Below are 25470 nucleotides of genomic sequence, written 5' to 3'. Positions count from 1 at the left end.
CCACGGTACGACGGTCCGACCGGCGCACCGCCGCGCGCCGGTACCCTCGGTCACATGTTCGCCTTCCTGCCCGGCATCCCCGGCGCCGACGACATGCGTGCCATCGTCCGGCGGGTCGACACCGCCCGCCACAAAGGCATCCCCAACGGATGCGTGCTCGAACTCGACCTGATGTCGGTGCCGCCGGAGACCAGCGGATTCGATCCGCTGGCGATGATCTCGTCCGGCGGACGGCCCATGGTGCTCCGCCAGGCCGTCGACGCCATCCACCGCGCGGCAGAAGACGACCGCGTCGCCGGCCTGATCGCCCGCGTGCAGATCCCCGCGGCACCCGCCGCGCCCGTTCAGGAATTGCGGGACGCCATCGCCGCCTTCAGCGCCGCCAAACCGTCGGTCGCCTGGGCCGAGACCTATCCCGGCACGCTGTCCTACTACCTGGCCTCGGCGTTCCGCGAGGTGTGGATGCAGCCGTCGGGCACCGTCGGACTCGTCGGCTTCGCCACCAGCGCGCTGTTCCTGCGCGACGCCCTCGACAAGGCCGGCATCCAGGCCCAGTTCACCGCCCGCGGCGAATACAAGTCGGCTGCAAACCTTTTCACCCAGGACAGCTACACCGAACCCCACCGCGAAGCCGACAGCCGGCTGATCGAAAGCCTGAACCAGCAGGTGCTCGCCGCCGTCGCGGGCTCCCGCAACCTCGACGCGGCAGCCGTCGACGCGCTCGCCGACAAAGCCCCGCTGCTGCGCGACGACGCGGTGTCCGGAGGGCTGGTCGACCGCATCGGCTTCCGTGACGAGGCCTACGCCCGCATCGCCGAACTCACCGGCGCCGAGGGGATCACGCCGCAGAACGCCGACGGCCCCGATGCGCCGCCCCGGCTGTTCCTGTCCCGCTACGCCCGCGCCACCGCTCCCGGCGCGGGCCCGTCCATTCCCGGCCGCAAGGCCAAGCCCACCATCGCGGTGGTCACCCTGCACGGCCCGATCGTCAGCGGCCGCGGCGGCCCCGGCCTGCTGCCGGTCGGCGGGAATTCGAGCGCCGGTGGCGACACCATCGCCGCCGCACTGCGCGAAGCCGCTGCCGACAAGGACGTCTCGGCGATCGTGCTGCGCGTCGAGAGCCCCGGCGGATCGGTCACCGGTTCGGAGACCATCTGGCGCGAGGTGCTGCGCACCCGGGAGGGCGGCACGCCCGTCGTCGCCTCCATGGGTGCGGTCGCCGCGTCCGGCGGCTACTACGTCTCGATGGGCGCCGACGCGATCGTCGCCAACGCGGGCACGATCACCGGATCCATCGGTGTGGTCACGGGCAAACTGGTCGCCCGCGAACTCAAGGACCGGCTCGGGGTGGGTTCGGATTCCGTGCGCACCAACGCCAATGCCGATGCCTGGTCTGCCAATTCGCCCTTCACCGACGAACAGCAGGCGCACGTCGAAGCCGAGGCCGACCTGTTCTACACCGACTTCGTCGAACGCGTCGCTCAAGGCCGTGGGATGTCGGTCGACGCCGTCGCCGAGGTCGCGCGCGGCCGGGTGTGGACGGGCGCCGACGCCAAGGAGCGCGGTCTGGTCGACGAACTGGGTGGGCTGCGCACCGCGGTCAACCGCGCCAAGGTGCTGGCCGAACTCGACGCCGACGCCGACGTCCGCATCGTCGGTTACCCCGGCTCTTCGCTGCTGGACATGCTGCGCCCGAAGCAGTCCTCGCAGCCCGCGGCGGCATCACTGCCGGACGCGCTCGGCGTGCTGGTCGGCCGGTCGGTGCTGAACCTGATCGACCACGCCGAACGATCGGTGAGCGGTGTCAGCGCAATGTGGTTCGGCAACTACCGGTTCTGACCGGCGGGCAGGAGCGAAGCGACCGGGGGATCATGCGAACCGGCCGCTGACGTAGACGATCTCGCCGAGCGGATCCATGTCGTGCTCCACGAGGGGCACTCCGTGCTTGGCGAACAGGTCCGCCCGCGGTAGCCCGGTCATCTCCCAGCCCAGCGACGTCAGGTAGTCCATCACGTGGCTGCGCTCGCCGTGGTAGACCAGCGACGGCATGTCGAGATCCAGCCCGAACTCGCGCATCTGCGACGCCGCCGCCCTGGCCCTCTCCGGGTCGAAGTCCATGATGCCCGGCACGTACTCGGTGGCCACCGTGCTGTCCGGCGCGCTGAGCGCGGTGATGTTGTCGAACAACAGATCCTGGGCCTCGGGCGGCAGATAGATCAGCAGCCCCTCCGCGCACCACGCCGTCGGCGCCTCGACGTCGAAGCCGGCCGCCCGCAGCGCGGCCGGCCAGTCCTCACGCAGATCGATCGCGACCGCCCGCCGCTGCGCCGTCGGTTCGGCGCCGATACCGGCCAGCGTCGTGGTCTTGAACTCGATCACCGCCGGCTGGTCGATCTCGTAGACCACGGTGCCCGCGGGCCACGGCAACCGGTAGGCCCGCGAGTCCAGACCCGAGGCGAGGATCACCGCCTGACGTACCCCCGCCGCGGTCGAGTCCAGGAAGTAGTCGTCGAAAAACTTTGTGCGCAGCGCCATCTCATCGATGCGGGCCTGCATGCTCACGGCCGTATCGGGATCGAGCGCGGTCAAGTCGAAGTCCCCGTCGGCGACCTTGGTGAAGAATTCGATGCCGACAGCGCGCACCAGCGGCGCGGCGAACGGATCGTCGATCAGCCCGCGTGGATCGCGGCTGGCGACCGCACGGCCCGCCGCCACCATGGTGGCCGTCGCGCCGACGCTCGACGCCAGATCCCAGCTGTCGCCCTCGGAGCGGGCCATCGGCTACCTCACTTCAAGATCGCGGTGAGATACCCCGAATCGGCGGCCACGGCGGCGAGCTCCTCGGGATACTCGAACCCGTTGGCAGCGTACGCCTGCGCGGAGGTCCGCACAGCGGTCTCCCATCCGCGCGCGGCCAGGTAGGCCCCGGCGGGAGTGCGCTCGCCGGTGTAGAACAGATCCCGCAGATCGATGTCAGAGCCCACGCGCTTCGACCACTCGCTGACCCGGTCCAGCCAGGCCTCGGCCGAACCGCCGAAGTCCATGTTCTCGGTGGCGATCCGGCTGCCCGGCGCCGAGAGCTCGATGATGTTGTCGAACAGGCGGTCCTGCGCCTCGGGCGGCAGGTAGATCAACAGCCCCTCCGCGATCCACGCCGTCGGCACGCCCGGATCGAAACCGCTGTCGCGCAACGCCGTCGGCCAGTCGTCGCGCAGATCGATCCCCACGGTGCGCAGCTCGGCGGCGGGGGAGGCGCCCAGATCGGCCAACGTCCGGGTCTTGAACTCGATCACCTCGGGCTGATCCACTTCGAACACCACGGTGCCCGCCGGCCAGTCCAGGCGGTAGGCGCGGGTGTCCAGCCCGGATGCCAGGATCACCGCCTGACGGATACCGGCCGCGCAGGCATCGGTGGAATTGCCACCTCCGGTGGCGGCGGCGAAGAAGTCGTCGAAGAACCGCGTCCGGACCGCGATCTGTTCACAGGCCCGCCGGTTGTCGAGCATCGGGTGGCCCTCGACGTGCATCTCGCCGTCGGCGCGCCGGTTGCAGTGCTCCAGGCCGACAGCCTTCACCAGCGGGTCGGCGTACGGATCGTTGATCAACGGGTCGGGCTGTTTCGACGCCAGCGCGCGGGACGCGGCGACCCCCGTCGCCGTCGAGCCCACGCTGGACGCCAGATCCCAGGTGTCACCTTCTGTGCGCGGCATGTGCCTCACTCCTGATTCTTGATCGCGGTCACGGCGAGGGACTGGCGCAAGGCCTCGACCTCCTCACCGGTGGGGAAGGGGCGCCCGTAGTGGGCGAACATGTCGGGTCGGCTGCGCGCGTCGACATCCCAGCCCTGCGCGCGCAGGTAGTCGACGACGGGGTTGCGGTCACCGTCGTAGAAGAGGTCGGCCATGTCGAGGTCGAGTCCGTGGCGCCGCCACTCTTCACTCATACGCGCTGAACTCGCGCCGATCCGCGCCCCGGCATCCGGGTGGAATTCGGTGGCCAGCCTGCTGCCCGGCGCCGAGAGTGCGGTGATGTTGTCGAACAACCGGTCCTGCGCGTCGGGCGGCAGATAGATCAGCAGCCCCTCGGCGATCCACGCGGTGGGAACCGACGGGTCGAATCCGTGGTCCTGCAGGACGCGTGGCCAGTCGTCGCGCAGGTCGACGGCGACGGTGCGCAGCTCCGCGGCGGGGGAGGCGCCCAGGCTCGCCAGCGTGCGGGTCTTGAACTCGATCACCTCGGGTTGGTCGATCTCGTAGACCACCGTGCCCGACGGCCACGCCAGCCGGTAGGCGCGCGCGTCGAGGCCCGACGCCAGGATGACGGCCTGCCGCGTCCCCGAGGACAGGAAGAAGTCGTCGAAGAACCGGGTCCGGACCGCCATGACGTCGGTCATCACCGCCAGCATCGCCTCGTTGTCCGGCTCCAGCGTGATCTCGCCGTCGAGCAGTTTGACGAAGTAGTCCACCCCGACCGCCCGCACCAGCGGCTCGGCGTACGGATCGTCGATCAGCGCGTCGGGCTCCCGGCTCGCCACGGCGCGGGCCGCCGCGACCATCGTCGCGGTGGCGCCCACGCTCGACGCCAGGTCCCAGCTGTCGGCGTCGCTGCGTGCCATCGCGCGCTCCTACTTGACCGCGGTCACGTAGCGGACGTCGGCGAAGTTGGCGCTGCCGTGCTCGGTGGACGGCAGCCCACACTTCGCGAGCAGATCGGTGGCGGTGATGCTGTCGGTCTGCCAACCCCTGGCGCCCAGGTACTCGGCCACCTCGGCACGTTCACCGGTGTAGACCAGCTCGGAGAAGTCGAGGTCGAACCCGAACTGACGCCATTGCTCGCGTACCGCCTGCATGCGTGCGCGGATCTCGTCTTCGTCCATATCCGGTGAACTCACCACGCCCTCGGCGGCCACCCGGCTACCGGCCGGGCTGATCTCGGTGATCTGGTCGAGCAGCCGGTCCTGCGCCTCGGGCGGCAGGTAGCCGAAGAGGCCCTCGGCGATCCACGCGGTCGGCTTCGCTCGGTCGAACCCGGCGGCCTCCAGCGCACTGATCCAGTCGTCGCGCAGATCCACCGGAACCGTCCGCCGGTCGGCCGTCGGCTGTGCGCCGAGCCGGGCCAGGGTGTCGGTCTTGAACGTGATGACGTCGGGCTGGTCGATCTCGAACACCACGGTGCCCGCGGGCCACGGCAGCCGGTAGGCGCGGGAGTCCAGCCCGGAGGCCAGGATGACCGCCTGGCGGACCCCGGCGTCGGCGGCGTCGGAGAAGAAGTCGTCGAAGAACCGGGTGCGGGCCGCCATGCCGTCGGCGAAGCGATCCATGTTGCCCGCGCCGCCGGAGGCGTCGGGGTCGAGGTCGGTGGCCTTGATGTCGCCGGTGGCCAGCCGGGTGAAGAAGTCGACACCGACCGCGCGCACCAGCGGTTCGGCGAACGGATCGTCGATCACTGCATCCGGCTGGCGGGAGGCCACGGCGCGGGCGGCGGCCACCATGGTGGCGGTGGCGCCGACGCTCGACGCCAGATCCCACGTGTCGTTGTCGGTACGTGCCATCGATTGACCCCTTGTCCCAATAGCCCACAGTCATTTAATTAGCTGGGATAACCAGCTTGCGCCGACTGTACGCTTCGTTCCTGGAGGCAATCTGCGACCGCGCAGCGATGCGGGGGTCACGGGTGGCAACTGTTACTCTCGTAGACTGTTTGACGCGCGCCACGAGCAGGCGAATTGTCTGTGCGAGACGGTGCGTGTGACTTGACCATGACGCTGGTTTGTCCAGCCCCATTTGGCACGCCGCGCTCAAGAGGTCGGCTGCGCAGGAGGAAAGAGTGCTTTCGGCTTTCATCTCGTCGCTGCGGACGGCCGACCTGAGGCGCAAGATCCTGTTCACGCTGGGCGTGGTCCTGCTCTACCGGGTCGGCGCGTCGCTGCCGTCCCCCGGGGTGAACTACCCCAACGTGCAGGAGTGCATCGCCCAGGTCAGCGGTGGCGAATCGGGTCAGATCTATTCGCTGATCAACCTGTTCTCCGGCGGTGCGCTGCTCCAGCTGTCGGTGTTCGCGGTGGGCGTCATGCCCTACATCACCGCGAGCATCATCGTGCAGCTGCTGACCGTGGTGATCCCGCGGTTCGAACAGCTCCGCAAGGAGGGCCAGGCCGGCCAGTCCAAGATGACGCAGTACACGCGGTACCTGGCGGTCGCGCTGGCCATCCTGCAGTCCACCAGCATCGTGGCGCTGGCCGCCAACGGCGGTCTGCTGCAGGGATGCGCCCTCGACATCATCGACGACCAGGCGATCTTCTCGCTACTGGTCATCGTGCTGGTGATGACCGCAGGCGCCACGCTGGTCATGTGGATGGGTGAGCTGGTCACCGAACGCGGCATCGGCAACGGCATGTCGCTGATCATCTTCGCGAGCATCGCCGCGGCCATGCCCGGTGAGGGCAAGTCGATCCTGGACAGCCGCGGCGGCCTGGTGTTCACCGCCGTGTGCGCGGGCGCGCTGATCATCATCATCGGCGTCGTCTTCGTCGAGCAGGGTCAGCGCCGCATCCCGGTGCAGTACGCCAAGCGCATGGTCGGCCGCCGCATGTACGGCGGCACCTCGACCTATCTGCCGCTCAAGGTCAACCAGGCCGGCGTCATCCCGGTCATCTTCGCCTCGTCGCTGATCTACATTCCGCACCTGATCACGCAGCTGATCCAGAGCGGCAGCTCGAACCCGGGCACCGGCTGGTGGGACCGCTTCGTCGCGGAGTACCTGACCGACCCGAGCAGCCCCTGGTACATCGGGATCTACTTCGCGCTGATCATCTTCTTCACGTACTTCTACGTGTCGATCACGTTCAACCCGGACGAGCGTGCCGACGAGATGAAGAAGTTCGGCGGGTTCATCCCGGGCATCCGCCCGGGTAAGCCGACCGCCGACTACCTCCGCTACGTGCTGAGCCGGATCACGCTGCCCGGCTCGATTTACCTGGGTGTCATCGCCGTGATTCCGAACCTGTTCCTCAGTGTCGGCAGCAACGGCCCCGTACAGAACCTCCCCTTCGGCGGCGTCGGGGTGCTGATCATGATCGGCGTGGGTCTGGATACCGTGAAGCAGATCGAAAGCCAGCTGATGCAGCGCAACTACGAAGGGTTCCTGAAGTGAGGATCGTTCTACTCGGACCGCCGGGAGCCGGCAAGGGCACGCAGGCTGCAAAGCTGGCCGAGAAGCTCGGCATCCCCCACATCTCCACGGGCGACCTCTTCCGCGACAACATCACGAACGAGACCGAACTCGGCGTCGAGGCCAAGCGCTACCTCGACGCCGGTGACCTGGTCCCGAGCAGCCTGACCAACGCGCTCGTCGAGGACCGCATCGGCCAGGACGACGCCAAGGACGGCTTCATCCTCGACGGCTACCCCCGCTCGGTCGAGCAGGCCGAGGCGCTCGGCGGCATGCTCGAAGCCCGCAACCTGTCCCTCGACGCGGTGCTGGAGTTCCGCGTCTCCGAGGACGAGCTGCTCTCCCGCCTCAAGGGCCGCGGCCGCGCCGACGACACCGAAGAGGTCATCCTCAACCGGATGAAGGTCTACCGGGACGAGACCGCCCCGCTGCTCGACCACTACCGCGACGAACTCAAGACGGTCGACGCCGTCGGCTCCATGGACGAGGTGTTCGCCCGGGCGTTGCAGGCACTCGGTAAGTGACGTGGCCGGCCTGAGGCTTCGTAAGGAGAAGGTCGTCGCCCAGCGCACCCCCGGTGAACTGGACGCGATGGCCGCGGCCGGCGCGCTGGTGGCCGCGGCGCTCGGTGCCGTCCGCGAAGCCGCCGCGCCGGGAGTCAGCACCAAGGACCTCGACGCCATCGCCGAATCGGTCATCCGCGACGGCGGCGGCACTCCGTCGTTCCTCGGCTACCACGGGTTCCCTGCCAGCATCTGCTCCTCGGTCAACGACCGCGTCGTCCACGGCATCCCGTCGGCCACCGAGACGCTGGCCGCCGGCGACCTGGTGTCCATCGACTGCGGCGCCATCCTCGACGGTTGGCACGGCGACTCGGCGATCACCTTCGGTGTCGGCGCGCTCATCCCGGTCGACGAGGCGCTCTCGGCGGCCACCCGAGAATCCATGGAGTCCGGCATCGCCGCCATGGTCCCCGGTAACCGCCTGACCGACGTCTCCCACGCCATCGAGAAGGGCACCCGGGCCGCCGAGGCGCGCTACCAGCGGGCGTTCGGCATCGTCGACGGCTACGGCGGGCACGGCATCGGCAGACAGATGCACATGGACCCGTTCCTGCCGAACGAAGGCGCCCCCGGCCGCGGACCGCACCTCGCCTCCGGCTCGGTGCTGGCGATCGAGCCGATGCTCACCCTCGGCACCACCAAGACCGTGGTGCTCGAGGACGAATGGACCGTGGTCACCGCGGACGGTTCGCGGGCGGCACACTGGGAGCACACCGTGGCGGTCACCGAGGACGGTCCGCGCATCCTGACGCTCCCTGCGGACTGACGCGCGAGGCAATCGAACCAAAACGCCGCCGTCGTCGTGTACCTGACGGAGGGTGCGGATGGACGATCCAGAAGCCACGATGATGCGCGTGCTCTACGACGAGCACGCCGTTGCGCTGTGGCGGTACGCGCTGAGACTGACCGGTGATTCCGCCAGCGCGGAAGACGTCGTCCAGGAGACGTTGCTGCGCGCCTGGCGCCACCGCCCGGACGGGTCGGCACGGGCCTGGCTCTTCACCGTCGCGCGCAACCTGGTCATCGACGAACGGCGCAGCGCCCGCTACCGCAGGGAAGCCGGCACCCCGGACGTCGAGTCGGTGGCGCAACCCGTCGAAGCCGACAAAGTGGACTCCGCGCTGGACCGCATGCTGATCGGGTCGGCCCTGGCCCAGCTGTCCGAGGACCACCGGGCGGTCGTGCGGCGCGCCTACTACCAGGGCTGGACGACGGGACAGATCGCCGACGAACTCGGAGTGCCGGAGGGGACCGTGAAGTCGCGGCTGCACTACGCCGTGCGCGCGCTGCGACTGAATCTGCAGGAGATGGGGGTGACGCGATGATCGAGGCCCTTGGCGATCCCTACCTCCAATGGGATGCCGCCTACGTGCTGGGATCGCTGTCCAGCGCCGACAGGCGCGAATTCGAGGCGCACATGCAGACCTGCGCCCGGTGCCGGGCGGCGGTCGCCGAGCTCAGCGGGGTGCCCGCGCTGCTGGCGATGCTCGACGCCGACGAGGTCCGCGAACTCGACGAGGATCAGTCCGACGAGCCGCCGCTGCGGCCCGAGGTGCTGCAGTCGGTGCTCGACAAGGTCAAATGGCGCAGGCGCCGGTCGCGGTGGCTGACCTCTGCGGCGGTGGGTCTGGCCGCCGCGCTGCTGGCCGTCGGCCTGGTCATCGCGATCCGCCCCGGCGCGATCGGCCTGCAGACCGGGACCCCGGAGGTCACCGCCGCCACCTACGAGATGACCAAGCTCGCGCCGACACCGTTCAGCGCCACCGTCAGCCTGTCCGATTTCGGGTGGGGCACCCGCATCGACATGGCCTGCACGTACGGCCAATGGTCCGGCGGCGGGCCGGGCACGCCGCCCAGCCGACTCGGCATGGTGGTGGTCGGCCGCGACGGCAGCCAGTCCGAGATCGCGACGTGGCTGGGGCTGGCGGGGGCGACCGCGCTGCCGAGCGGCAACACCGAGATGCGGCGCGACGAGATCGCTGCGGTGCAACTCGTCTCCGCCGACACCCGGGAGGTCCTGCTCGAGAAGCGGCTCTGAGTGCCGGCAATGGTATGAAAGTCCGGTGAGCGACGGGACCGATCCGCATGATCCGATCGCGCTGGCCCGCGCCAACTGGGAATCCGCCGGCTGGGGTGAGGTGGCCGACGGCATGGTCGCCGTCACCTCCGTCATGCGAGCCCACCAGATCCTGCTGGCGCGCGTCGAGAACGCGTTGCGCCCATACGATCTGAGCTTCTCCCGATTCGAGCTGCTGCGGCTGCTGGCCTTCAGCCGCTCGGGCGCGCTGCCGATCACGAAAGCCTCCGACCGGCTACAGGTGCACGTCACCAGCGTCACGCACGCGATCCGGCGGCTCGAGGCCGGCGGTCTTGTGGAACGCATACCGCACCCCACCGACGGCCGCACCACGCTGGTGCGGATCACCGAACTCGGCCGCTCGACCGTCGAGGACGCCACCGTCACCCTCAACAACGAGGTGTTCGCCGACATCGGAATGTCCGCCGACGAGTCGCGCGCACTGGCCGACTCGATCGAGACGCTGCGGCGGCACGCCGGGGATTTCTAGGCCGGCGACGGCAGCGGGATCGTCGCCGTCACCGCGGTACCCGCGCCAGGCCGCGACCGGATGTTGAGGCGGCCGCCCACGATCTCGGCGCGTTCGGCCATCGACAGCAGCCCGTAGCCGCCCATCTCGTCCCCGCCGAGCGGGTGTTCGAACGTGTCGAAACCCACGCCGTCGTCGATGATCTCGAGCCGCGCGACATCGTCGGACACGCTGAATGTCAGCCGGGCGGTCGCGGCGCGCGCGTGTTTGACGACGTTCTGCAGACACTCCTGGGCGATGCGGTACAGCGCCAACTCGATGTGGTCGGGCAGCCGGCGCTCGGCCAGGTCGACCTCGATGTCCACCTGCGGGATCGACCGCGCCAGGCTGGCCAGCCCGCCCGCCAGGCCCAGATCGTCGAGCACCGGCGGCCGCAGCCCACTGATCGCGGCGCGCGCCTCGCCGAGGGTGAGCGCGACGAGTTCGCGGGCCTTGGCGAGCTGTTCGGCCACCATCTCCGGATCGTCGATCGTGCGGACCGCGGCGTCGAGGCGATAGGACAGCGTCACCAGCCGCTGGGAGATGCCGTCGTGGATGTCGCCGGCCAGCCGCCTGCGCTCGATCTCCTGCGCCTCGATCACCTGCTCGACGAAGTTCTCGTGCGCGCGCTCGCGGGCGACCAGTTGCCGGTGCAGCCGGGCCTGGTGCAGTGCGCCCGCGATGAGCCGGCCGATCACGAGGAGCAGTTCGACGTCGCGGGCCGAGAACTGGCGGCGCTCGACGGTGTGCACGTTGAGCACGCCGACCAGGCCTCCGGGGTCGGTCTGCATCGGCACCGACACCATCGACGTGAAGTCCCTGCCGCGCAACGACTGGAACGGCATGTAGCGGGGGTCGGACTCCTTGTCGTGGCTGATCACCACCGGCTCGCGGTGGCTGGCCACCCAGCCGGAGATGCCCTGACCCAGCGGCAGCCGGATCTTGCCGATCTCGCGGTCGAACGGCGGGGTGGCGCCGGCCAGCGTCAGCGACCGGTCGGAGTCGTCGAGCACGTGTACGAAGCAGACGTCGGTGCCGGTGGCCGCGGTGATCATGCGCGCGGCCGCGGCGGCCAGCGGTTCCACCCCCGGACCGCTGGAGGCCGCCTGGATGAGCTCGCGCAGCAGGGCCAGCTCGCGGTCGGCGGTCAGCAGCGGAGGAGTGCTCACTGGTAAATGCCCTCACGCAGTGCCGTGGCCACCGCACCCGCGCGGTCGCCGACGCCGAGCTTGCGGTAGATCGACCGCAGATGCGTCTTGACGGTCTCCTCGCCGATGACGAGCTTGTTGGCGATGCCGCGGTTCGACAACCCGGTCACGACGAACGACAGGATCTCGCTCTCCCGCTGGGTGAGGCCCTGGCGGGCGCCCGGCCAGAACTCGTCGCGCTGCAGCCGCGCGGCGGTGTCGACCGCCCTGGCCGCCATCCCCGGATCGATCGCGGTGTGGCCCTGGTGGGCCAACTCCAGCTGGCGGACCAGCTCGTCGCTGCTGATGCTCTTGAGCAGATACCCCGATGCGCCCACGCGCAGCGCCTGGAACAGGTACTGCTCGTCGTCGTACACCGACAGCATGACCACCTTCTGCGCCGGATCGCGACCGCGCAGTTCCAGGCACAGGTCGAGCCCGCTGGAGCCCTGCATCCGCACGTCGCACAGCACGATGTCGGGGCGCAGATCGGCGACGACGCCGACGGCCCGTTCGGCGCCCACGGCCTGGCCCACCACCGTGACGCGGTCGGCGAACGTCGCCAGCATGGCCTTGAGTCCCTCGATGACCATCTCGTGGTCGTCGACCAGGACGATCCGCACTGGGCCAGTCATGCGCGATGCCGCTTCGCTTCTCGCTGGGCGGTCATGGGCATCACCTTAGAGGCGAGGTGGGCACCCGCTGGGCAACTTCGCCACGTCGAATCCCCCGTTGGGGGGAGGACGGCCCCGTGTGACGTAGGCCACTGTGATCATGTGCAGACAACGCGTGAGAGAACATGGTGTGCGGGCCGGTTCTGGTGGGACTGTGCTCGGCCGACGGATGCGGACGTCACCCCACTTCGGGCGCTGGTCTTCGACCTCGAGGCGTTGACCGACCTCGACTACGACGTGCACAGGGTGGTGTTCAACGCCGCCTTCGCCGCACACGGCGTGCCGATCGAGTGGTCGCCGGCCCGGTACCGGCGGCTGATGGTGCTGCGCGACGAACGCCAGCGGGTGCTGGCCGAACTGCGCAACCACTGCGTCGGCCCGGAATGCGACGTGCTGACCGAACTCCTCGCCGACGAGATCTGCTCGACGAAGGCGATGATGTTCGACGAGATGGTGCTCGACGCGGGAGCGAGCCCGCGGCCGGGTCTCGACGACCTGGTCGGCGACGCGTTCGCCGCGGGCGTCCCGATCGGGGTGGTGACCGCCGGGCGGCGTTCGTGGGCCGAGCCTCTGGTTCGCCAACTCGTGGGTGAGGGCCAGGTCGAGACGATCGTCACCCGTGACGACGTATCCGAGCCCGGCGTCGAGTGCTACCAGCTGGCGCTGCGGGAACTCGGCGTCACCACCGACCACGTCCTCGCGCTGACCGGCACGACGGCCGGGCTGCGCACGGCGACCGCGACCGGCCTGGCGACCGTCCTCGTGGGGGCGGAGTGTGCCCCGCGCGACGCAGTGGGGGCGCTGGCGGTGCGCGCCGACTACGCGGGAGCGGACCCGCTGCGGCTCGCCACGTGTGAACGCCTCTACGCGCGGTCGCCGGCCCGCAGGACGAGTACGGCCGCGTAGAACGGCTGCGCTCAGCCGCGCAGCGTCTCGATGATCGCGCTGAAGTCCTTGTCGGCGTGATCCGCGGCGAAGCTCGCGTACAGCTCGGCGGCATGGGTGCCCAGCGGAGCCATGGCGCCGGTCGACTGCACTGCGGCCATCGCCAGCCCGAGGTCCTTGTTCATCAGTGCCGTCGCGAAGCCGGGCTTGAAATCGTTGTTGGCCGGCGACGTCGGAACCGGCCCGGGCACTGGGCAATTCGTGTGCACCGCCCAGCAGTTGCCGGTCGCGCCGGTGATGACGTCGAACAGCGACTGCGCCTCGAGGCCGAGCTTCTCGGCGAGGACGAACGCCTCACCGATCGCGATCTGCTGGACCGCCAACACCATGTTGTTGCACAGCTTCGCGGCCTGACCGGTGCCCGACCCGCCACAGTGGACGACCTTGCCCGCCATCGGATCGAGCACCGGACGGGCGGCCTCGACCGCGTCTTTGGAGCCACCCACCATGAAGGCCAGCGTGCCCGCGGTGGCGCCCTTGACCCCGCCGGACACCGGCGCGTCGATCTGGGCGAAACCCTTCGCGGTGGCGGCGGCGTTGATGTCGCGCGCGTCGTCCACCGAGATGGTCGAGGTGTCGATGAACAGGGCTCCCGCCGTTGCGGTGGGCAGCACCTCGTCGTACACGCTTTTGACGATCGCGCCGTTGGGCAGCGAGGTTATGACCACCTCGGCGCCACTCGCCGCCTCGGCACCGCTGTCGAACGTGGCGATGCCGTTGTCCTCAGCGGCCGACCGCAGTGCGGGCACCGGATCGAAACCCCGCACGGTGTGGCCGGCCTTGGCCAGGTTGGCCGCCATCGGCCCGCCCATGTGGCCCAGCCCGAAGAACGCGATGGTGCTCACTTCTGTCCTAGCCTCCTATGCCGATGCGCGCGCTCTCGCGGCGGCTGCCCGCCCGATGACCACGCGCATGATCTCGTTGCTGCCCTCCAGGATCCGATGCACCCGCAGGTCGCGGACGATCTTCTCCACGCCGTATTCGCGCAGGTAGCCGTAGCCGCCGTGCAGCTGCAGCGCCTGATCGGCCACCTCGAAGCACGCGTCGGTGACGTAGCGCTTGGCCATCGCGCACAGCTCGACCTTGTCCGGGTGGTTCTCGTCGAGTGCGGTTGCCGCCCGCCACAACAACATTCGCGACGTCTGCAGGGCGGTGGACATGTCGGCCAGGGTGAACCGGATGGTCGGCTCGTCGAGCAGGGTGCCACCGAACGCATGCCGGTCGGCCAGGTAGGCCGTGGCCTTCTCGTAGGCCGTCTGCGCACCGCCGAGCGAGCAGGCGGCGATGTTCAGGCGGCCGCCGTTGAGGCCGTTCATCGCGATGCCGAACCCGCTGCCCTCGGCGTCGGTGCCGCCGAGCAGGTTCTCCGCGGGCACCCGGGCGCCCTCGAACACCACCTGGGCCGTCGGCTGGGCGTTCCAGCCCATCTTCTGTTCCTGGGCGCCGAAACTCACACCCGGCGTGTCCTTTTCGACCACGAACGCCGAGATGCCGCGCGGCCCGTCGCTACCGGTGCGTGCCATCACCACGTACACGTCGGAACTGCCCGCACCCGAGATGAACTGCTTCACCCCGTCGAGGACGAAGTGGTCGCCCTCGCGAACGGCCTTAGTGCGCAACGCACTCGCGTCCGACCCCGCACCCGGTTCGGTGAGGCAGTAGCTGGCGATGGTTTCCATCGACGCCAGCCGCGGCACCCACGTCTTGCGCTGCTCCTCGGAGCCGTAGGTGTCGACCATCCAGGCGCACATGTTGTGGATCGACAGGAACGCCGCGATCGCGGGGTCGGCGGTGGAGAGCTGCTCGAAGATGCGCACCGCGTCGATGCGCCGCAGCCCGCTGCCCCCGACGTCCTCGCGGCAGTAGATGGCCGCCATGCCGAGTTCGGCCGCCTCCCGCAACACGTCGGTGGGGAAGTGGTGGTTCTCATCCCACTCCGCCGCGTACGGGGCGAGGCGTTTGTCGGCGAACGCGGCCGCCGTCTCGGCGATCACGCGTTCGTCGTCGTCGAGACCAAAGTAGTCCATCAGCTTGAGCAGTCCGTTCGGCTTTATTTCATTGTCGGGATGACGAACTCGGCGCCATCCTTGATGCCCGACGGCCAGCGCTGCGTGACGGTCTTGGTCTTGGTGTAGAACAGGATCGAGTGCGGCCCGTGCTGGTTGAGGTCGCCGAAACCGGACCGCTTCCAGCCGCCGAAGGTGTGGTAGGACACCGGAACCGGGATCGGGACGTTCACGCCGACCATGCCGACCTGGACCTTCGACACGAAATCGCGTGCGGTATCACCGTCGCGGGTGAAGATCGCGACGCCGTTGCCGTACTCGTGTTCGGTGGGCAGGCGCAGCGCCTCTTCGTAGGTGTCGGCGCGCACGATGCACAGCACCGGACCGAAGATCTCGTCGGTGTAGATCGACATCTCCGGGGTGACGTGGTCGAACAGGGTGGGGCCGATGAAGTAGCCACCCTCGAGGCTCTCGTCGCCGAACTGCATCTCGTCGCTGCCGCGTTCGCGACCGTCGACCACCGCTTCGGCGCCGGCCTCGACACCCTGGGCGATGTAGTCGCGGACCCGGTTCAGCGCGGCCTCGGTGACCAGCGGGCCGTAGTCGGCCTTGGGGTCGAGGCTGTGACCGACGCGCAGCTGATTGACCCGCTCGACCAGCCGGTTGCGGAGGCGGTCGGCGGTCTCCTTGCCCACGGGCACCGCGACGCTGATCGCCATGCAGCGCTCACCGGCACTGCCGTAACCCGCGCCGATCAGCGCGTCGACGGCCTGGTCGAGGTCGGCGTCGGGCATCACGATCATGTGGTTCTTGGCGCCGCCGAAGCACTGGGCGCGCTTGCCGTTCGCGGTCGCACCGGCGTAGATGTACTGCGCGATGTCGGAGCTGCCGACGAAGCCGACGGCCTGGATCTCCGGGTGCTCGAGGATCGCGTCGACGGCCTCCTTGTCGCCGTGCACGACCTGGAACACGCCCGCGGGCAGACCGGCCTCGAGGAACAGCTCGGCCAGGCGCACCGGAACCGACGGATCGCGCTCGGAGGGCTTGAGGATGAACGCGTTGCCGCAGGCCAGCGCGGGGCCGGCCTTCCACAGCGGAATCATCGCCGGGAAGTTGAACGGGGTGATGCCGGCGACGACGCCGAGCGGCTGACGCATCGAGTAGACGTCGATGCCGGTGCCCGCACCCTCGGTGTACTCACCCTTGAGCAGGTGGGGGATGCCGATCGCGAACTCGATCACCTCGATACCGCGCTGGATGTCGCCCTTGGAGTCGGGGACGGTCTTGCCGTGTTCCTTCGACAGGAGTTCGGCGAGCTCGTCGACGTTCTGGTTGACCAGCTCGATGAAGCGCATCATCACGCGGGCGCGACGCTGCGGATTCCACGCCGCCCATTCCTTCTGTGCTTCTGCCGCGCCGGCAACCGCGGCGTCGACGTCGGCGCGCGAGCCGAGCAGGACCTGGGCCTGCACCGCCCCCGTGCTCGGGTTCAACACGTCGGCCGTGCGGGTGGACTCACCGCTCGTGCGCTTGCCGTTGATGAAGTGCTGGATGTGGTTGGTCATGAGAAAGCCCCTCGCTCGAGATACTAGGACATCCTAGTAACTGGTCGGGGTGCTTGACAAGAGGTGCGGACGCCCTCATCTCAGCGAGGTGCACGCCTCCCATGTCGGCAGCAGTCCCTGGGAGCGTGCCTGCTCCAGCGTCGGCGCCGCGGCGTCGCGGTCGGACAGTACGAGCTCGCCGTCGTAGGGCCAGTCGATACCCAGCGCCGGGTCGGTCGGGGCCACCGTGTGCTCACGCGACGGGTCGTATCCCGTCGAGCACAGGTACATCACCGTCGAATCATCTTGCAGCGCAAGGAAAGCGTGGCCCAGACCCTCGGACAGGTAAATCGAGCGCCGGTCGCGGTCGTCGAGCAGCACCGCATCCCACCGCCCGAAGGTCGGCGAGCCCACCCGGATGTCGACCGCCACGTCGTACACCGCACCGCGAACGCAGGTGACGTACTTGGCCTGACCCGGCGGCACCGCGGCGAAGTGCAGACCGCGCAGCACACCGGCCCTCGACACCGAACAGTTCGCCTGGCGCAGGTCCAGCCGGTGGCCCGCGAATCCGGTGAACTCGCGGTCGGTGAACCACTCGAAGAACGAGCCGCGGGCGTCGGCGTGCACGGTCGGGGTGATCTCCCAGGCGCCGGGCACGGACAGCTCCCTGGCGGTCACTGGCCGCGCTCCTCGTAGGCGGCTTCCGCGGCGTCCTTGAGCGGCCGCCACCACGCCTCGTTGTCGCGATACCACTGCACCGTCGCCCGCAGACCCTCCTCGAAATCGAGATGCGCCGGCCGCCAACCCAATTCGTCGTACAGCAGGGACGGGTCGATGGCGTAGCGCAAATCGTGCCCGGCGCGGTCGGTGACATGGTCGAAGTCGTCGGGATCGCGGTCCATGATGCGCAACAGCGTCCGCAGCACCGACAGGTTGTCGCGCTCGCCCTCGGCGCCGATCAGATAGGTCCGGCCGACGGTCCCGTCGCGCAGGATCCGCCACACCGCGCTGTTGTGATCGTCGACGTGGATCCAGTCGCGCACGTTGGCGCCGGTGCCGTAGAGCTTGGGCCGCCGCCCGGTGAGCACGTTGGTGATCTGGCGCGGGATGAACTTCTCGACATGCTGGTACGGCCCGTAGTTGTTCGAGCAGTTCGAGATCGTCGCGCGCACACCGTAAGAGCGCACCCACGCCCGCACCAGCATGTCCGCGGCGGCCTTGGTCGACGAGTACGGGCTCGACGGGTTGTACGGCGTCGCCTCGGTGAACCGGCGGTCCTCGTCGAGGGCGAGGTCGCCGTACACCTCGTCGGTGGAGACATGATGCAACCGCGCGCCGGACCGGCGCACCGCCTCGAGCACCGTGTACGTGCCGATGACGTTGGTCTGCACGAACGGGCCCGGTTCGGCCAGCGCGTTGTCGACGTGGGTCTCGGCGGCGAAGTGCACGACGGCGTCGGCCTCGGCGACCAGGGAGTCGACGAGTGCGGCGTCGGCCACGTCACCCTCGATGAGCCGGATCCAGTCGGCGACCGGCGCCAGCGACTCGCGGCTGCCCGCGTAGGTGAACGCGTCGAGCACCGTCACCGAGCAGTCGGGGTGCTCTCGCACGGTGGCATGCACGAAGTTCGCGCCGATGAACCCCGCCCCGCCGGTGACCAGCAACCGCATGGGGAAACCCTAGCGGCCGCGTGCGCTCAACTCTTCAGGCCGAGCGGGCCCGCGAGCTCCTTCAGTGTCGGGATCAGCTTGTCCCAGCCGCCCAGCACCTGGATCGCCACGTGGTCGGCGCCGCGCTCGTGGTGCTCCTCGAGGCGGGCGGCGACGGCTTCGGGGGTGCCGTGGGCGACCACCGCGTCGATCAACTTGTCGCTTCCGGGCTTGGCCACGTCCTCGTCGGTGAACCCGAGCCGCTTCCAGTTGTTCACGTAGTTGCTCAAACCCAGGTAGAAGTCGACGGTCTCGCGGCCGATCGCCCGGGCCTCGTCGGCGTCCGTGCTCAGCACCACCTTGTGTTCGGGCGCGATGAACACCGTCGGGCCGACGAGATTACGGGCCTGGCCGGTGTGTTCGGGGGTGGTCAGGTACGGATGGGCGCCGGCGCTGCGCCGGGCCGACAGCTCCAGCACCTTCGGGCCGAGCGCGGCGATCACCAGGCGGCTGGTCGGAACCTTCGCGACGTCGAGCTTGTCGAGATATTCGACCAGCACGTCGTAGGGCTTGCGGTACTCCGCGGTGGCCTCCGGATGGCCGATCCCGATGCCGAGCAGGAACCGGCTCGGGTATTTGTCCTCGATGCGGTGGTACGACGCGGCGACCTCCTCGGCCGGCGACGCCCATACGTTCACGATGCCGGTGGCGACCTGCAGGTTCTCGGTCGCGTCCAGGATGGGCTCGACGAACTCCAGGTCGGCCGCAGGCGATGCGCCCACCCACACCGCGCCGTAGCCGAGCTCTTCGATCTGCGCCGCCTGCTCCGGTTTCGGCGCGCCGGGGGTCCAGACGCCGTAGCGGCCCAGGCCGGGCTTGAGGGAAACCCCATCGGTCATATCTGATCCCTTCGATCCTCGTCGAGCCGGTTACTGCAGGCCGAGCGCGCCGGCCAGGTCGGCCAGCGCGGCCACCAGCTTGTCAGGTCCGGTCAGCACCTGAACGGGTACATGGTCGGCGCCGGCGGCGAGGTGCTGCTCGAGCCGGGCCGCGATGACGTCGACGGTGCCGTAGGCGACGACGGCGTCCACCAACCGATCACTACCCGGTTTCGCCACGTCTTCATCACCGAATCCGAGACGCTTCCAGTTGTTCACGTAGTTGGCGAGGTTCAGGTAGACCTCCAGCGCCTTGCGGCCGACCGCGCGGGCCCGTTCGGGGTCGGTCGTCAGCACCACCTTGTGCTCGGGCGCGAGGAACGCCTCCGGCCCGATCGCGGTGCGCGCCATGGCCGTGTGTTCCGGTGTGGTGAGGTACGGATGTGCGCCCGCGGCGCGCTCCGCCGAGAGTCTGAGCACCTTGGGGCCGAGTGCTGCCACCACCCGCCGGTCGCGCGGTACACCGTATTCGTCGAGCTTGTCGAGGTATTCGGTGAGCGCTTCGAGCGGTTTGCGGTACTGCTGGTGCGCCTCGGGGTGACCGACGCCGATGCCGAGCAGGAAGCGGCCGGGGCGGGCGGCCTCGATGCGGTGGAACGATTCGGCGACCGCACCGGCCTCGGCCGTCCAGATGTTGACGATGCCCGTGGCCACCTGCAGCGTCGTGGTCTGGTCGAGGATCGGCTCGACCCAGTCGAGTTCGGCCGGCGGGGATCCGCCCACCCAGACGGCGCCGTAACCGAGCGCCTCGATGTCTCTGGCCTGTGCGGGGGTGACGCCGCGGCCGAATACGCCGTACGCGCCGAGGTCGGGTTTGGTCATGACGGCTGCAACCGACGTCGTCGCCGCGGCTATTCCGCCGTGACCTCAGCGGGCGCGGGCGCCTGCAACGGCAGGCACACGATGAAACGGGTGTCACCCGGTACCGATTCCACCCGCAGGTCCCCGTGGTGCTTCTCGACGATGATGCGGCGCGCCAGATCGAGACCCAGCCCGGTGCCCTCACCGACGGGTTTGGTGGTGAAGAACGGCGTGAAGATGCGGTCGACGATGTCCTTGGGGATGCCCGGCCCGTCGTCGCAGATCTCGACCCGCACCCGCTCGTCGTCGTCGCGCATGGTCCGCACGGTCAGTGTGCCGTGCCCGCCCATCGCCTGGATCGCGTTCTGGATCAAGTTGGTCCACACCTCGTTGAGATCGCCCGGGTAGCAGAGCAATTCGGGTAGCGAGGTGTCCTTCTCCCACACCAGCTGGACCGGCTTGTCCTTGCCGATCTTGTCGCCGAAGATCGTCTTGATCGTGCTGTGGATCAGTTCGTGGACATTCGCGCTCTGATAGGCGCCGCGGTCCATCTGTGAGTACTGCTTGGCGCCGGCGAGCAGTGCGGAGATGCGCTTGCTCGCCTCGGCGATCTCGCTCATCCGCAGTTCGGTGTCGATGGTGTACTTCAGCCAGCCCAGCGCACTCTGCAGGGACGCCGAACAGTCGTCGCCCATGACGTCGTCGACCGACGCCGAGATCCGCTCCAGCCAGTCGATGTCGAGACCGGCCTCGACGAAGGTGGGGGCGTAGTCCCAGCCGCCGGCGATCCCGTGGTCGTCGAGCCAGTCGCCGATCTGGTCCTCCCGGTCGGAGGCCTCCAACGCCGTCAGGTCCTGGCTCCTGGACTTCGCCACCTGTTCGGCGACCTCGTCCTGGATCTTCACCAGCACCCGCAGCGCCTCCGGGCTGAACTTGCCGTCGGCGAGCATCGCCAGCTTGTGGCGCATCTTGCCGACGCCCTCCTGCAGATCCGCGACGGCACGGGCGGTGGCGGCGGCAGGGTTGTTGAGCTGGTGGGTCAGGCCGGCGGTGATGGTGCCCAGCGCGAGCAGCTTCTCCCGCTGGCCGATGATCTGCTGGGACCTGCGCCTGCCGACCGTCTGGCCCTCGAGCAGGTGGACGGCCATCGGGAACTGCGAATGCATGAACTCGGCGAAGGCGCCGGCATCGAGGACGAAGAAGCGCGACGGTTTCGTCACCCGCACCGACGCCTCGTAGACGTGCTCCTCACCGGGCACATAGGCCGACCACGCGCCGCAGTACACGCCGCGCTGTGAGGTCCGGCCGGTTTCGATGTCCGCGCCCCCCGAGCGCTTCGACATCACCAGCTCACCGTCGATCAGCACATAGAAGCAGGTGGCCGGATCGCCCTCCGCACACAGCGGACCGGCGGGAAACGTCTGGATGTGGCCCGCCGCGCACAGCATCTCCAGCTGCGCGTCGGTCAGCGCCTCGAACAGGAACAGCGTGCGCAGTTCATCGGCCAGGCACTTGTCGCCCATGTCCGTCACCTCGACCCTTCTAGGCTTCCGCCAGATACCGGTGCACCAGCATCACCGCCATCGACCCTTCGCCGACGGCGGCGGCCACCCGTTTGGCGGACTCCGCGCGCACATCACCTGCAACAAACACACCCGGCACACTTGTTTCCAGATGATGCGGCGGACGATCCTGCGTCCAGCCCGAGACGTCGCGCAGATCCGGGCCGGCGAGGATGAACCCGTGGTCGTCGCGGACGACGATGCCGTCGAGCCATTCGGTGCGCGGTTCGGCCCCGATGAAGATGAACATCCGCCCGCAGTGGTGCTCTTCGCGCGCTCCGGTCAGCGTGTTCTCCAGGCAGATGCCCTCGAGGTGACCGTCGCCCTTGACGGCGTGCACCACGGTGTTGGGCAGCTCCCGGATCTTGTCGTTGGCCCGGATCTGCTGGATCAGGTAGTACGACATCGAATCCTCGAGCCTGCGGCGGCTGACGATCGTGACCTTCTTCGCGGTGCGCGACAGGTGCATCGCGGCCTGGCCGGCGGAGTTGGCGCCGCCGATCACGTAGACCTCGTCGTCCTCGCAGTCGGCCGCCACCGACGCGGTGGCGCCGTAGTAGACGCCCGCCCCGGTCAGGTCGTCGCAACCCTCGGCGGGCAACTGGCGGTACTCGACACCCATGGCCAGGATCACCGCGCGGGCCCCGATCGAGCGGCCGTCGGACAGGCGCACCGTGCGGGCCGAGCCGTCGATCTCCAGCGCGGTCACCTCCGCGGCGGTGATCAGCTCCGCGTGGAACTTCTCGGCCTGCCTGCGCGCCCGCTCGGCGAGCTGGGAACCCGACAGCCCGTCGGGGAAGCCGAGGTAGTTCTCGATGCGCGAGCTCTGCCCGGCCTGCCCACCGGTGGCGGTGCGCTCGATGAGCACGGTCTTGAGGCCCTCGGACGCGCCGTACACCGCGGCGGCCAGCCCGGCCGGCCCGCCGCCGATCACGACCAGGTCGTAGAAGTCCTCCGCCGGGGTGGTGGTGAGCCCGAGTGTGGCGCCCAGCTCGGCGTCGGTCGGGTCGACGAGCGTCTCGCCCTGTTCGGTGATCACCACCGGCAGCGTCATCCCGTCCTGGCCCGCCGCCTCGAGCAGCTGCCTGCCCTTCGACTCGTCAGCGCGGAACCACGTGTAGTACAGGCGGTTCCGGGCCAGGAACTCGCGCACCTCCGACGACCGGGCGTTCCACGGGTGCCCGATGATCTTGGTGTGCGGGATGGCCCGGTCGCCGGTGGCGCGCCACGCGTCGATCAGCGCGTCGATCACCGGGTAGAGCTTCTCCTCCGGCGGATCCCACGGCTTGAGCAGATAGTGGTCGAGGTCCACGACGTTGATCGCGTCGATGGCGGCGTGGGTGTCGGCGTACGCGGTGAGCAGCACGCGGCGCGCCATCGGGAAGATGTCCATCGCCTCTTCGAGGAACTCGATACCGCTCATCTGCGGCATCCGGTAGTCGGCGACGAACACCGCGACGGTCTCGCCGCGCAGCTTCAGTTCGTTGAGCGTCTCGAGGGCGTCGGGGCCGGATTCGGCCCGCACGATGCGGAAGTTCTCGCCGTAGTGGCGGCGCAGATCGCGTGCGACCGCGCGCGAGACCGCCGGATCGTCGTCGACGGAGAGGATCACGGGTTTGCGGGGGTTTGCGGCAGAGCCTGTCATCGACAACAAGTATGCGCCGGTGGTCTTAAACTCGGGCGCCGTGGCCGATCTCCAGTTCTCCCATTCCGTGTTCGTGGCGCTCGACCCCGATTCGGTGTACGCACTGGTGTCGGATGTGACCCGGATGGGGGACTGGAGTCCGGTGTGCCGGGCCTGCTGGTGGGACGACCCCGAGGCGGGCCCCGTCGCGGGCGCGTGGTTCACCGGCCGCAACGAGACCCCCGAGCGGGCGTGGGAGACGCGCAGTCAGGTCGTGGTGGCCGACGGCCGTGAATTCGTCTGGGAGGTCAACGGCGGCTGGGTGCGCTGGGGGTTCGCGGTGGCGCCCGAGGGCGACGGCGCGCGGCTGACCGAGCACTGGCAGCTGCTGCCTCCCGGCGTCACGGGCTTCCACGACCGCTACGGCGCCGACGCCGACGCCCAGATCGCCGAGCGCAGCGTGGCCGCCCACACCGGGATCCCGCAGACACTGGCCGCGATCAAACGCACCGCAGAAGCCGGTTAGGGCACCGAGAAGTGTTCACGTGTGCGTCCCACGACGAGGACCGGGACGGACGAATTCTCGACCAGATCAGCCGACACGCTGCCCAACAGGTGCCGAGACAGACCACGCCCGCGGCGTCCGATGACAAGCAGATCGCCGTCTTGTTCCCGGGCGAACTGACGCAGCGCCGGACCTGGTGCGCCGGCAAGCACCTCGGTGTGCACCGCATGGTTGTCGCCGATTCGGGCAGTGGCGGCGGCGAGTCGCCCGGAAGCGGCGTCGAGGTCAGCACGGTCCGCCTTTTCGATCGCCTCGAAGTGCACCACTTCTACCAGCACCAAGAGCGCCCGGCTCGACCCCAGTAGACGAAGAACCGTGGCGAGCGCCTGCTCGGATTCCGCCGAGCCATCGAGTCCCACCAGCACCGTCGTCCCGTCCGTAGTCGACTTCGGGTGTCGTATCCCCGCGGCCCCGGAACGCGCCACTGCGGGACGCCGGGACACGCGTTCGACGGCGATCGGCAGGAACAGAAGGCCCAAGGGAAGGGCGACGAGTACCCAGAGCGGATCGTAACCGCGCCGGGCCATCCACAGCCCCGAGAGCAGTCCGATGCTCAACCACGCGACGATCACTATGACAATGGTCGTGGTGTTCATGCCCCGGCCTTCCGAACGTCGGTCTACACCGTAGCGACGTCGGGTCGGTTCACGAGGACAGACTGAGTTCCTTCAGCAGGGACCCTGCCCGATGGCGGAGCTGACCGATGTGAGCAACATCCTTGCGCGCAGACTGCCGCGTTCCCTCCGCGCCGTGCACGGTGACCACGCGACCTGTGGCCGCGACGGCCCCATCGAGAGTGATCCCCGGCATGCTCGGACGCTCGGCGGGATCAGGGCCCGGTGGACCCGAGGCAGCTCGCGTGCGCGGGTATCGTCGTGATCGATCCGGCGGTCGTGGTGTCCCGCTGGTGGGGTGATCGGCGCGATTTTGGGGCAGCCCGCGCAGCGGGTAGTATTGACCAACGGTGCGGTACCCGCGCCGGCTTGTGCGTGCCTCTGGTTTCCGGAATATCCGACTACCGGCTCACGTTTCGTGGTCGGGGCCTAGCTGTGCCAGTGCAGCACGTCGCCTTTCCCGGCGGCGGGCGCCGACAACCAGAAGACAACGGAGGATCTCCGAAAAGTTATGGCAAAGAAAGACGGTGCCATAGAGGTCGAGGGTCGAGTGGTCGAACCCCTGCCCAATGCGATGTTCCGCATTGAGCTGGAGAACGGTCACAAGGTTCTCGCCCACATCAGCGGCAAGATGCGGCAGCACTACATCCGCATCCTGCCCGAGGATCGCGTCGTGGTGGAGCTGTCTCCCTACGACCTGTCCCGGGGCCGCATCGTGTATCGGTACAAGTAAACCCAGACAGAACGACCAAGAAGGATCTGCACGCCGTGAAGGTGAACCCGAGCGTCAAGCCCATCTGCGACAAGTGCAGGGTGATCCGTCGGCATGGGCGGGTCATGGTGATCTGCTCCGACCCGCGCCACAAGCAGCGGCAGGGCTGATCGCGGCCGGCGACCCGATGCCGGCCGACCCTGAATGACAACTCAATGCTGACCTCCCAGTACCACCGAGCGGATAGGCCGCTCGGACACGCCCGGACGGAGGCCGGGCCCCGCCACAGAGGCGGGAACGGACTGGGAACAGACCTCCGCGAAGAAGA

At 68.9% G+C, this 25470-nt stretch carries 27 protein-coding genes; 11 read left to right on the top strand and 16 right to left on the bottom strand.

The genetic code is table 11. The features are described 5' to 3' along the window. The first annotated feature begins 54 nt into the window (after positions 1-54). The gene (gene sppA / locus G6N30_RS15410) at positions 55-1839 is read left to right on the top strand and encodes a signal peptide peptidase SppA (RefSeq protein WP_134054217.1); all 1785 of its coding nucleotides are present in this window, start codon (positions 55-57) and stop codon (positions 1837-1839) included. 30 nt (positions 1840-1869) lie between these two features. On the opposite strand, the gene G6N30_RS15405 is transcribed toward sppA, so the two are convergent. Genes G6N30_RS15405 through G6N30_RS15390 form a run of 4 tightly spaced genes read right to left on the bottom strand, consistent with a single transcriptional unit; the run spans position 1870 to position 5551 of the window. Beyond that, entirely contained in the window at positions 1870-2778 is a 909-nt protein-coding gene (locus G6N30_RS15405; RefSeq protein ID WP_134054215.1) for a class I SAM-dependent methyltransferase, read from the bottom strand. A gap of 8 nt (positions 2779-2786) precedes the next feature. Continuing rightward, positions 2787-3710 (bottom strand): class I SAM-dependent methyltransferase, encoded by a 924-nt coding sequence (locus tag G6N30_RS15400; protein WP_134054213.1) that lies wholly within the window; start codon positions 3708-3710, stop codon positions 2787-2789. A gap of 5 nt (positions 3711-3715) precedes the next feature. Beyond that, the gene (locus G6N30_RS15395; protein WP_134054211.1) at positions 3716-4615 is read right to left on the bottom strand and encodes a class I SAM-dependent methyltransferase; all 900 of its coding nucleotides are present in this window, start codon (positions 4613-4615) and stop codon (positions 3716-3718) included. Between the two features lie 9 nt (positions 4616-4624). Next, a complete protein-coding gene (locus tag G6N30_RS15390) occupies positions 4625-5551 on the bottom strand; it encodes a class I SAM-dependent methyltransferase (protein WP_134054209.1) in 927 nt (308 codons plus the stop codon). Positions 5552-5826: 275 nt separating this feature from the next. On the opposite strand from G6N30_RS15390, the gene secY reads away from it, so the two are divergent. From secY to G6N30_RS15360, 6 genes are read left to right on the top strand one after another with little or no spacing between them, the layout of a single operon-like run. Continuing rightward, positions 5827-7152 (top strand): preprotein translocase subunit SecY, encoded by a 1326-nt coding sequence (secY, locus tag G6N30_RS15385; RefSeq protein WP_134054207.1) that lies wholly within the window; start codon positions 5827-5829, stop codon positions 7150-7152. After that, positions 7149-7694, top strand: coding sequence for an adenylate kinase (locus G6N30_RS15380; protein ID WP_134054205.1), 546 nt, complete (start codon positions 7149-7151; stop codon positions 7692-7694). Before secY ends, G6N30_RS15380 begins: the two co-directional genes overlap by 4 nt. A gap of 1 nt (position 7695) precedes the next feature. Beyond that, positions 7696-8499, top strand: a complete 804-nt coding sequence (gene map / locus G6N30_RS15375) for a type I methionyl aminopeptidase (protein ID WP_134054203.1) — start codon at positions 7696-7698, stop codon at positions 8497-8499. Between the two features lie 58 nt (positions 8500-8557). Further along, complete coding sequence (locus G6N30_RS15370; RefSeq protein ID WP_134054201.1) at positions 8558-9058, top strand: sigma-70 family RNA polymerase sigma factor; 501 nt, start codon at positions 8558-8560, stop codon at positions 9056-9058. Continuing rightward, positions 9055-9771, top strand: a complete 717-nt coding sequence (locus tag G6N30_RS15365; RefSeq protein WP_134054199.1) for an anti-sigma factor family protein — start codon at positions 9055-9057, stop codon at positions 9769-9771. Before G6N30_RS15370 ends, G6N30_RS15365 begins: the two co-directional genes overlap by 4 nt. Positions 9772-9796: 25 nt before the next feature. Continuing rightward, positions 9797-10300 carry a MarR family winged helix-turn-helix transcriptional regulator gene (locus G6N30_RS15360; protein WP_134054197.1) on the top strand — a complete coding sequence of 168 codons (504 nt, stop codon included), beginning with the start codon at positions 9797-9799 and terminating at the stop codon, positions 10298-10300. On the opposite strand, the gene G6N30_RS15355 is transcribed toward G6N30_RS15360, so the two are convergent. Then, the gene (locus G6N30_RS15355; protein ID WP_134054195.1) at positions 10297-11487 is read right to left on the bottom strand and encodes a GAF domain-containing sensor histidine kinase; all 1191 of its coding nucleotides are present in this window, start codon (positions 11485-11487) and stop codon (positions 10297-10299) included. The genes G6N30_RS15360 and G6N30_RS15355 overlap by 4 nt on opposite strands. Beyond that, a complete protein-coding gene (locus tag G6N30_RS15350) occupies positions 11484-12140 on the bottom strand; it encodes a response regulator (RefSeq protein WP_134054193.1) in 657 nt (218 codons plus the stop codon). The genes G6N30_RS15355 and G6N30_RS15350 overlap by 4 nt, the downstream gene beginning before the upstream one ends. Positions 12141-12281: 141 nt before the next feature. Between G6N30_RS15350 and G6N30_RS15345 the strand changes: the two genes are divergently transcribed. Continuing rightward, positions 12282-13085 carry an HAD family hydrolase gene (locus tag G6N30_RS15345; protein ID WP_134054191.1) on the top strand — a complete coding sequence of 268 codons (804 nt, stop codon included), beginning with the start codon at positions 12282-12284 and terminating at the stop codon, positions 13083-13085. Between the two features lie 11 nt (positions 13086-13096). Here the strand turns inward: G6N30_RS15345 and mmsB are convergent, their stop codons facing one another. From mmsB to G6N30_RS15300, 9 genes are all read right to left on the bottom strand, one after another. Continuing rightward, positions 13097-13969, bottom strand: coding sequence for a 3-hydroxyisobutyrate dehydrogenase (gene mmsB / locus G6N30_RS15340; RefSeq protein WP_134054189.1), 873 nt, complete (start codon positions 13967-13969; stop codon positions 13097-13099). 15 nt (positions 13970-13984) lie between these two features. After that, a complete protein-coding gene (locus tag G6N30_RS15335) occupies positions 13985-15151 on the bottom strand; it encodes an isobutyryl-CoA dehydrogenase (RefSeq protein WP_134054188.1) in 1167 nt (388 codons plus the stop codon). Positions 15152-15174: 23 nt separating this feature from the next. Then, a complete protein-coding gene (locus G6N30_RS15330; protein WP_134054186.1) occupies positions 15175-16695 on the bottom strand; it encodes a CoA-acylating methylmalonate-semialdehyde dehydrogenase in 1521 nt (506 codons plus the stop codon). Between the two features lie 75 nt (positions 16696-16770). Then, a complete protein-coding gene (gene rfbC / locus G6N30_RS15325) occupies positions 16771-17355 on the bottom strand; it encodes a dTDP-4-dehydrorhamnose 3,5-epimerase (RefSeq protein ID WP_134054184.1) in 585 nt (194 codons plus the stop codon). Further along, positions 17352-18347 (bottom strand): dTDP-glucose 4,6-dehydratase, encoded by a 996-nt coding sequence (rfbB, locus tag G6N30_RS15320; protein ID WP_134054182.1) that lies wholly within the window; start codon positions 18345-18347, stop codon positions 17352-17354. The genes rfbC and rfbB overlap by 4 nt, the downstream gene beginning before the upstream one ends. A gap of 26 nt (positions 18348-18373) precedes the next feature. Beyond that, positions 18374-19225 (bottom strand): LLM class F420-dependent oxidoreductase, encoded by an 852-nt coding sequence (locus G6N30_RS15315; protein ID WP_134054180.1) that lies wholly within the window; start codon positions 19223-19225, stop codon positions 18374-18376. Between the two features lie 30 nt (positions 19226-19255). Beyond that, complete coding sequence (locus G6N30_RS15310; protein WP_134054178.1) at positions 19256-20086, bottom strand: LLM class F420-dependent oxidoreductase; 831 nt, start codon at positions 20084-20086, stop codon at positions 19256-19258. A gap of 29 nt (positions 20087-20115) precedes the next feature. Beyond that, positions 20116-21588, bottom strand: coding sequence for an ATP-binding protein (locus tag G6N30_RS15305; RefSeq protein WP_134054176.1), 1473 nt, complete (start codon positions 21586-21588; stop codon positions 20116-20118). Between the two features lie 19 nt (positions 21589-21607). After that, complete coding sequence (locus G6N30_RS15300) at positions 21608-23272, bottom strand: NAD(P)/FAD-dependent oxidoreductase (RefSeq protein WP_134054174.1); 1665 nt, start codon at positions 23270-23272, stop codon at positions 21608-21610. 40 nt (positions 23273-23312) lie between these two features. On the opposite strand from G6N30_RS15300, the gene G6N30_RS15295 reads away from it, so the two are divergent. After that, positions 23313-23777: an SRPBCC family protein gene (locus G6N30_RS15295; protein WP_134054172.1), complete on the top strand. Its 465-nt coding sequence runs from the start codon at positions 23313-23315 to the stop codon at positions 23775-23777. Here G6N30_RS15295 and G6N30_RS15290 read toward each other — a convergent pair. Next, on the bottom strand, positions 23774-24412 hold the full coding sequence (locus tag G6N30_RS15290) for a universal stress protein (protein ID WP_134054170.1): 639 nt from the start codon (positions 24410-24412) through the stop codon (positions 23774-23776). The genes G6N30_RS15295 and G6N30_RS15290 overlap by 4 nt on opposite strands. Before the next feature lie 529 nt (positions 24413-24941). Between G6N30_RS15290 and infA the strand changes: the two genes are divergently transcribed. Both infA and rpmJ read left to right on the top strand, forming a co-directional pair. Further along, positions 24942-25163, top strand: a complete 222-nt coding sequence (infA, locus tag G6N30_RS15285) for a translation initiation factor IF-1 (protein WP_003418601.1) — start codon at positions 24942-24944, stop codon at positions 25161-25163. A 35-nt stretch (positions 25164-25198) separates the two neighbouring features. After that, positions 25199-25312, top strand: a complete 114-nt coding sequence (gene rpmJ, locus G6N30_RS15280) for a 50S ribosomal protein L36 (protein WP_003879483.1) — start codon at positions 25199-25201, stop codon at positions 25310-25312. Positions 25313-25470: the final 158 nt, after the last annotated feature.

Source organism: Mycolicibacterium litorale (assembly GCF_010731695.1).
Taxonomy (GTDB): Bacteria; Actinomycetota; Actinomycetes; order Mycobacteriales; family Mycobacteriaceae; genus Mycobacterium; species Mycobacterium litorale.
The sequence above is the reverse complement of the archived record's forward strand: the minus strand, read 5'-3'. Positions and strand labels throughout refer to the sequence as shown.

Coding starts and splice junctions, on each gene's coding strand:
- G6N30_RS15370 (WP_134054201.1), top strand. CDS start 8,558: ATGGACGATCCAGAAGCCACGATGATGCGCGTGCTCTACGACGAGCAC.
- G6N30_RS15350 (WP_134054193.1), bottom strand. CDS start 12,140: ATGACTGGCCCAGTGCGGATCGTCCTGGTCGACGACCACGAGATGGTC.
- G6N30_RS15405 (WP_134054215.1), bottom strand. CDS start 2,778: ATGGCCCGCTCCGAGGGCGACAGCTGGGATCTGGCGTCGAGCGTCGGC.
- sppA (WP_134054217.1), top strand. CDS start 55: ATGTTCGCCTTCCTGCCCGGCATCCCCGGCGCCGACGACATGCGTGCC.
- G6N30_RS15335 (WP_134054188.1), bottom strand. CDS start 15,151: ATGGACTACTTTGGTCTCGACGACGACGAACGCGTGATCGCCGAGACG.
- G6N30_RS15395 (WP_134054211.1), bottom strand. CDS start 4,615: ATGGCACGCAGCGACGCCGACAGCTGGGACCTGGCGTCGAGCGTGGGC.
- G6N30_RS15305 (WP_134054176.1), bottom strand. CDS start 21,588: ATGGGCGACAAGTGCCTGGCCGATGAACTGCGCACGCTGTTCCTGTTC.
- rfbB (WP_134054182.1), bottom strand. CDS start 18,347: ATGCGGTTGCTGGTCACCGGCGGGGCGGGGTTCATCGGCGCGAACTTC.
- infA (WP_003418601.1), top strand. CDS start 24,942: ATGGCAAAGAAAGACGGTGCCATAGAGGTCGAGGGTCGAGTGGTCGAA.
- G6N30_RS15290 (WP_134054170.1), bottom strand. CDS start 24,412: ATGAACACCACGACCATTGTCATAGTGATCGTCGCGTGGTTGAGCATC.
- G6N30_RS15310 (WP_134054178.1), bottom strand. CDS start 20,086: ATGACCAAACCCGACCTCGGCGCGTACGGCGTATTCGGCCGCGGCGTC.
- G6N30_RS15300 (WP_134054174.1), bottom strand. CDS start 23,272: ATGACAGGCTCTGCCGCAAACCCCCGCAAACCCGTGATCCTCTCCGTC.
- G6N30_RS15315 (WP_134054180.1), bottom strand. CDS start 19,225: ATGACCGATGGGGTTTCCCTCAAGCCCGGCCTGGGCCGCTACGGCGTC.
- G6N30_RS15330 (WP_134054186.1), bottom strand. CDS start 16,695: ATGACCAACCACATCCAGCACTTCATCAACGGCAAGCGCACGAGCGGT.
- G6N30_RS15365 (WP_134054199.1), top strand. CDS start 9,055: ATGATCGAGGCCCTTGGCGATCCCTACCTCCAATGGGATGCCGCCTAC.
- G6N30_RS15400 (WP_134054213.1), bottom strand. CDS start 3,710: ATGCCGCGCACAGAAGGTGACACCTGGGATCTGGCGTCCAGCGTGGGC.
- G6N30_RS15390 (WP_134054209.1), bottom strand. CDS start 5,551: ATGGCACGTACCGACAACGACACGTGGGATCTGGCGTCGAGCGTCGGC.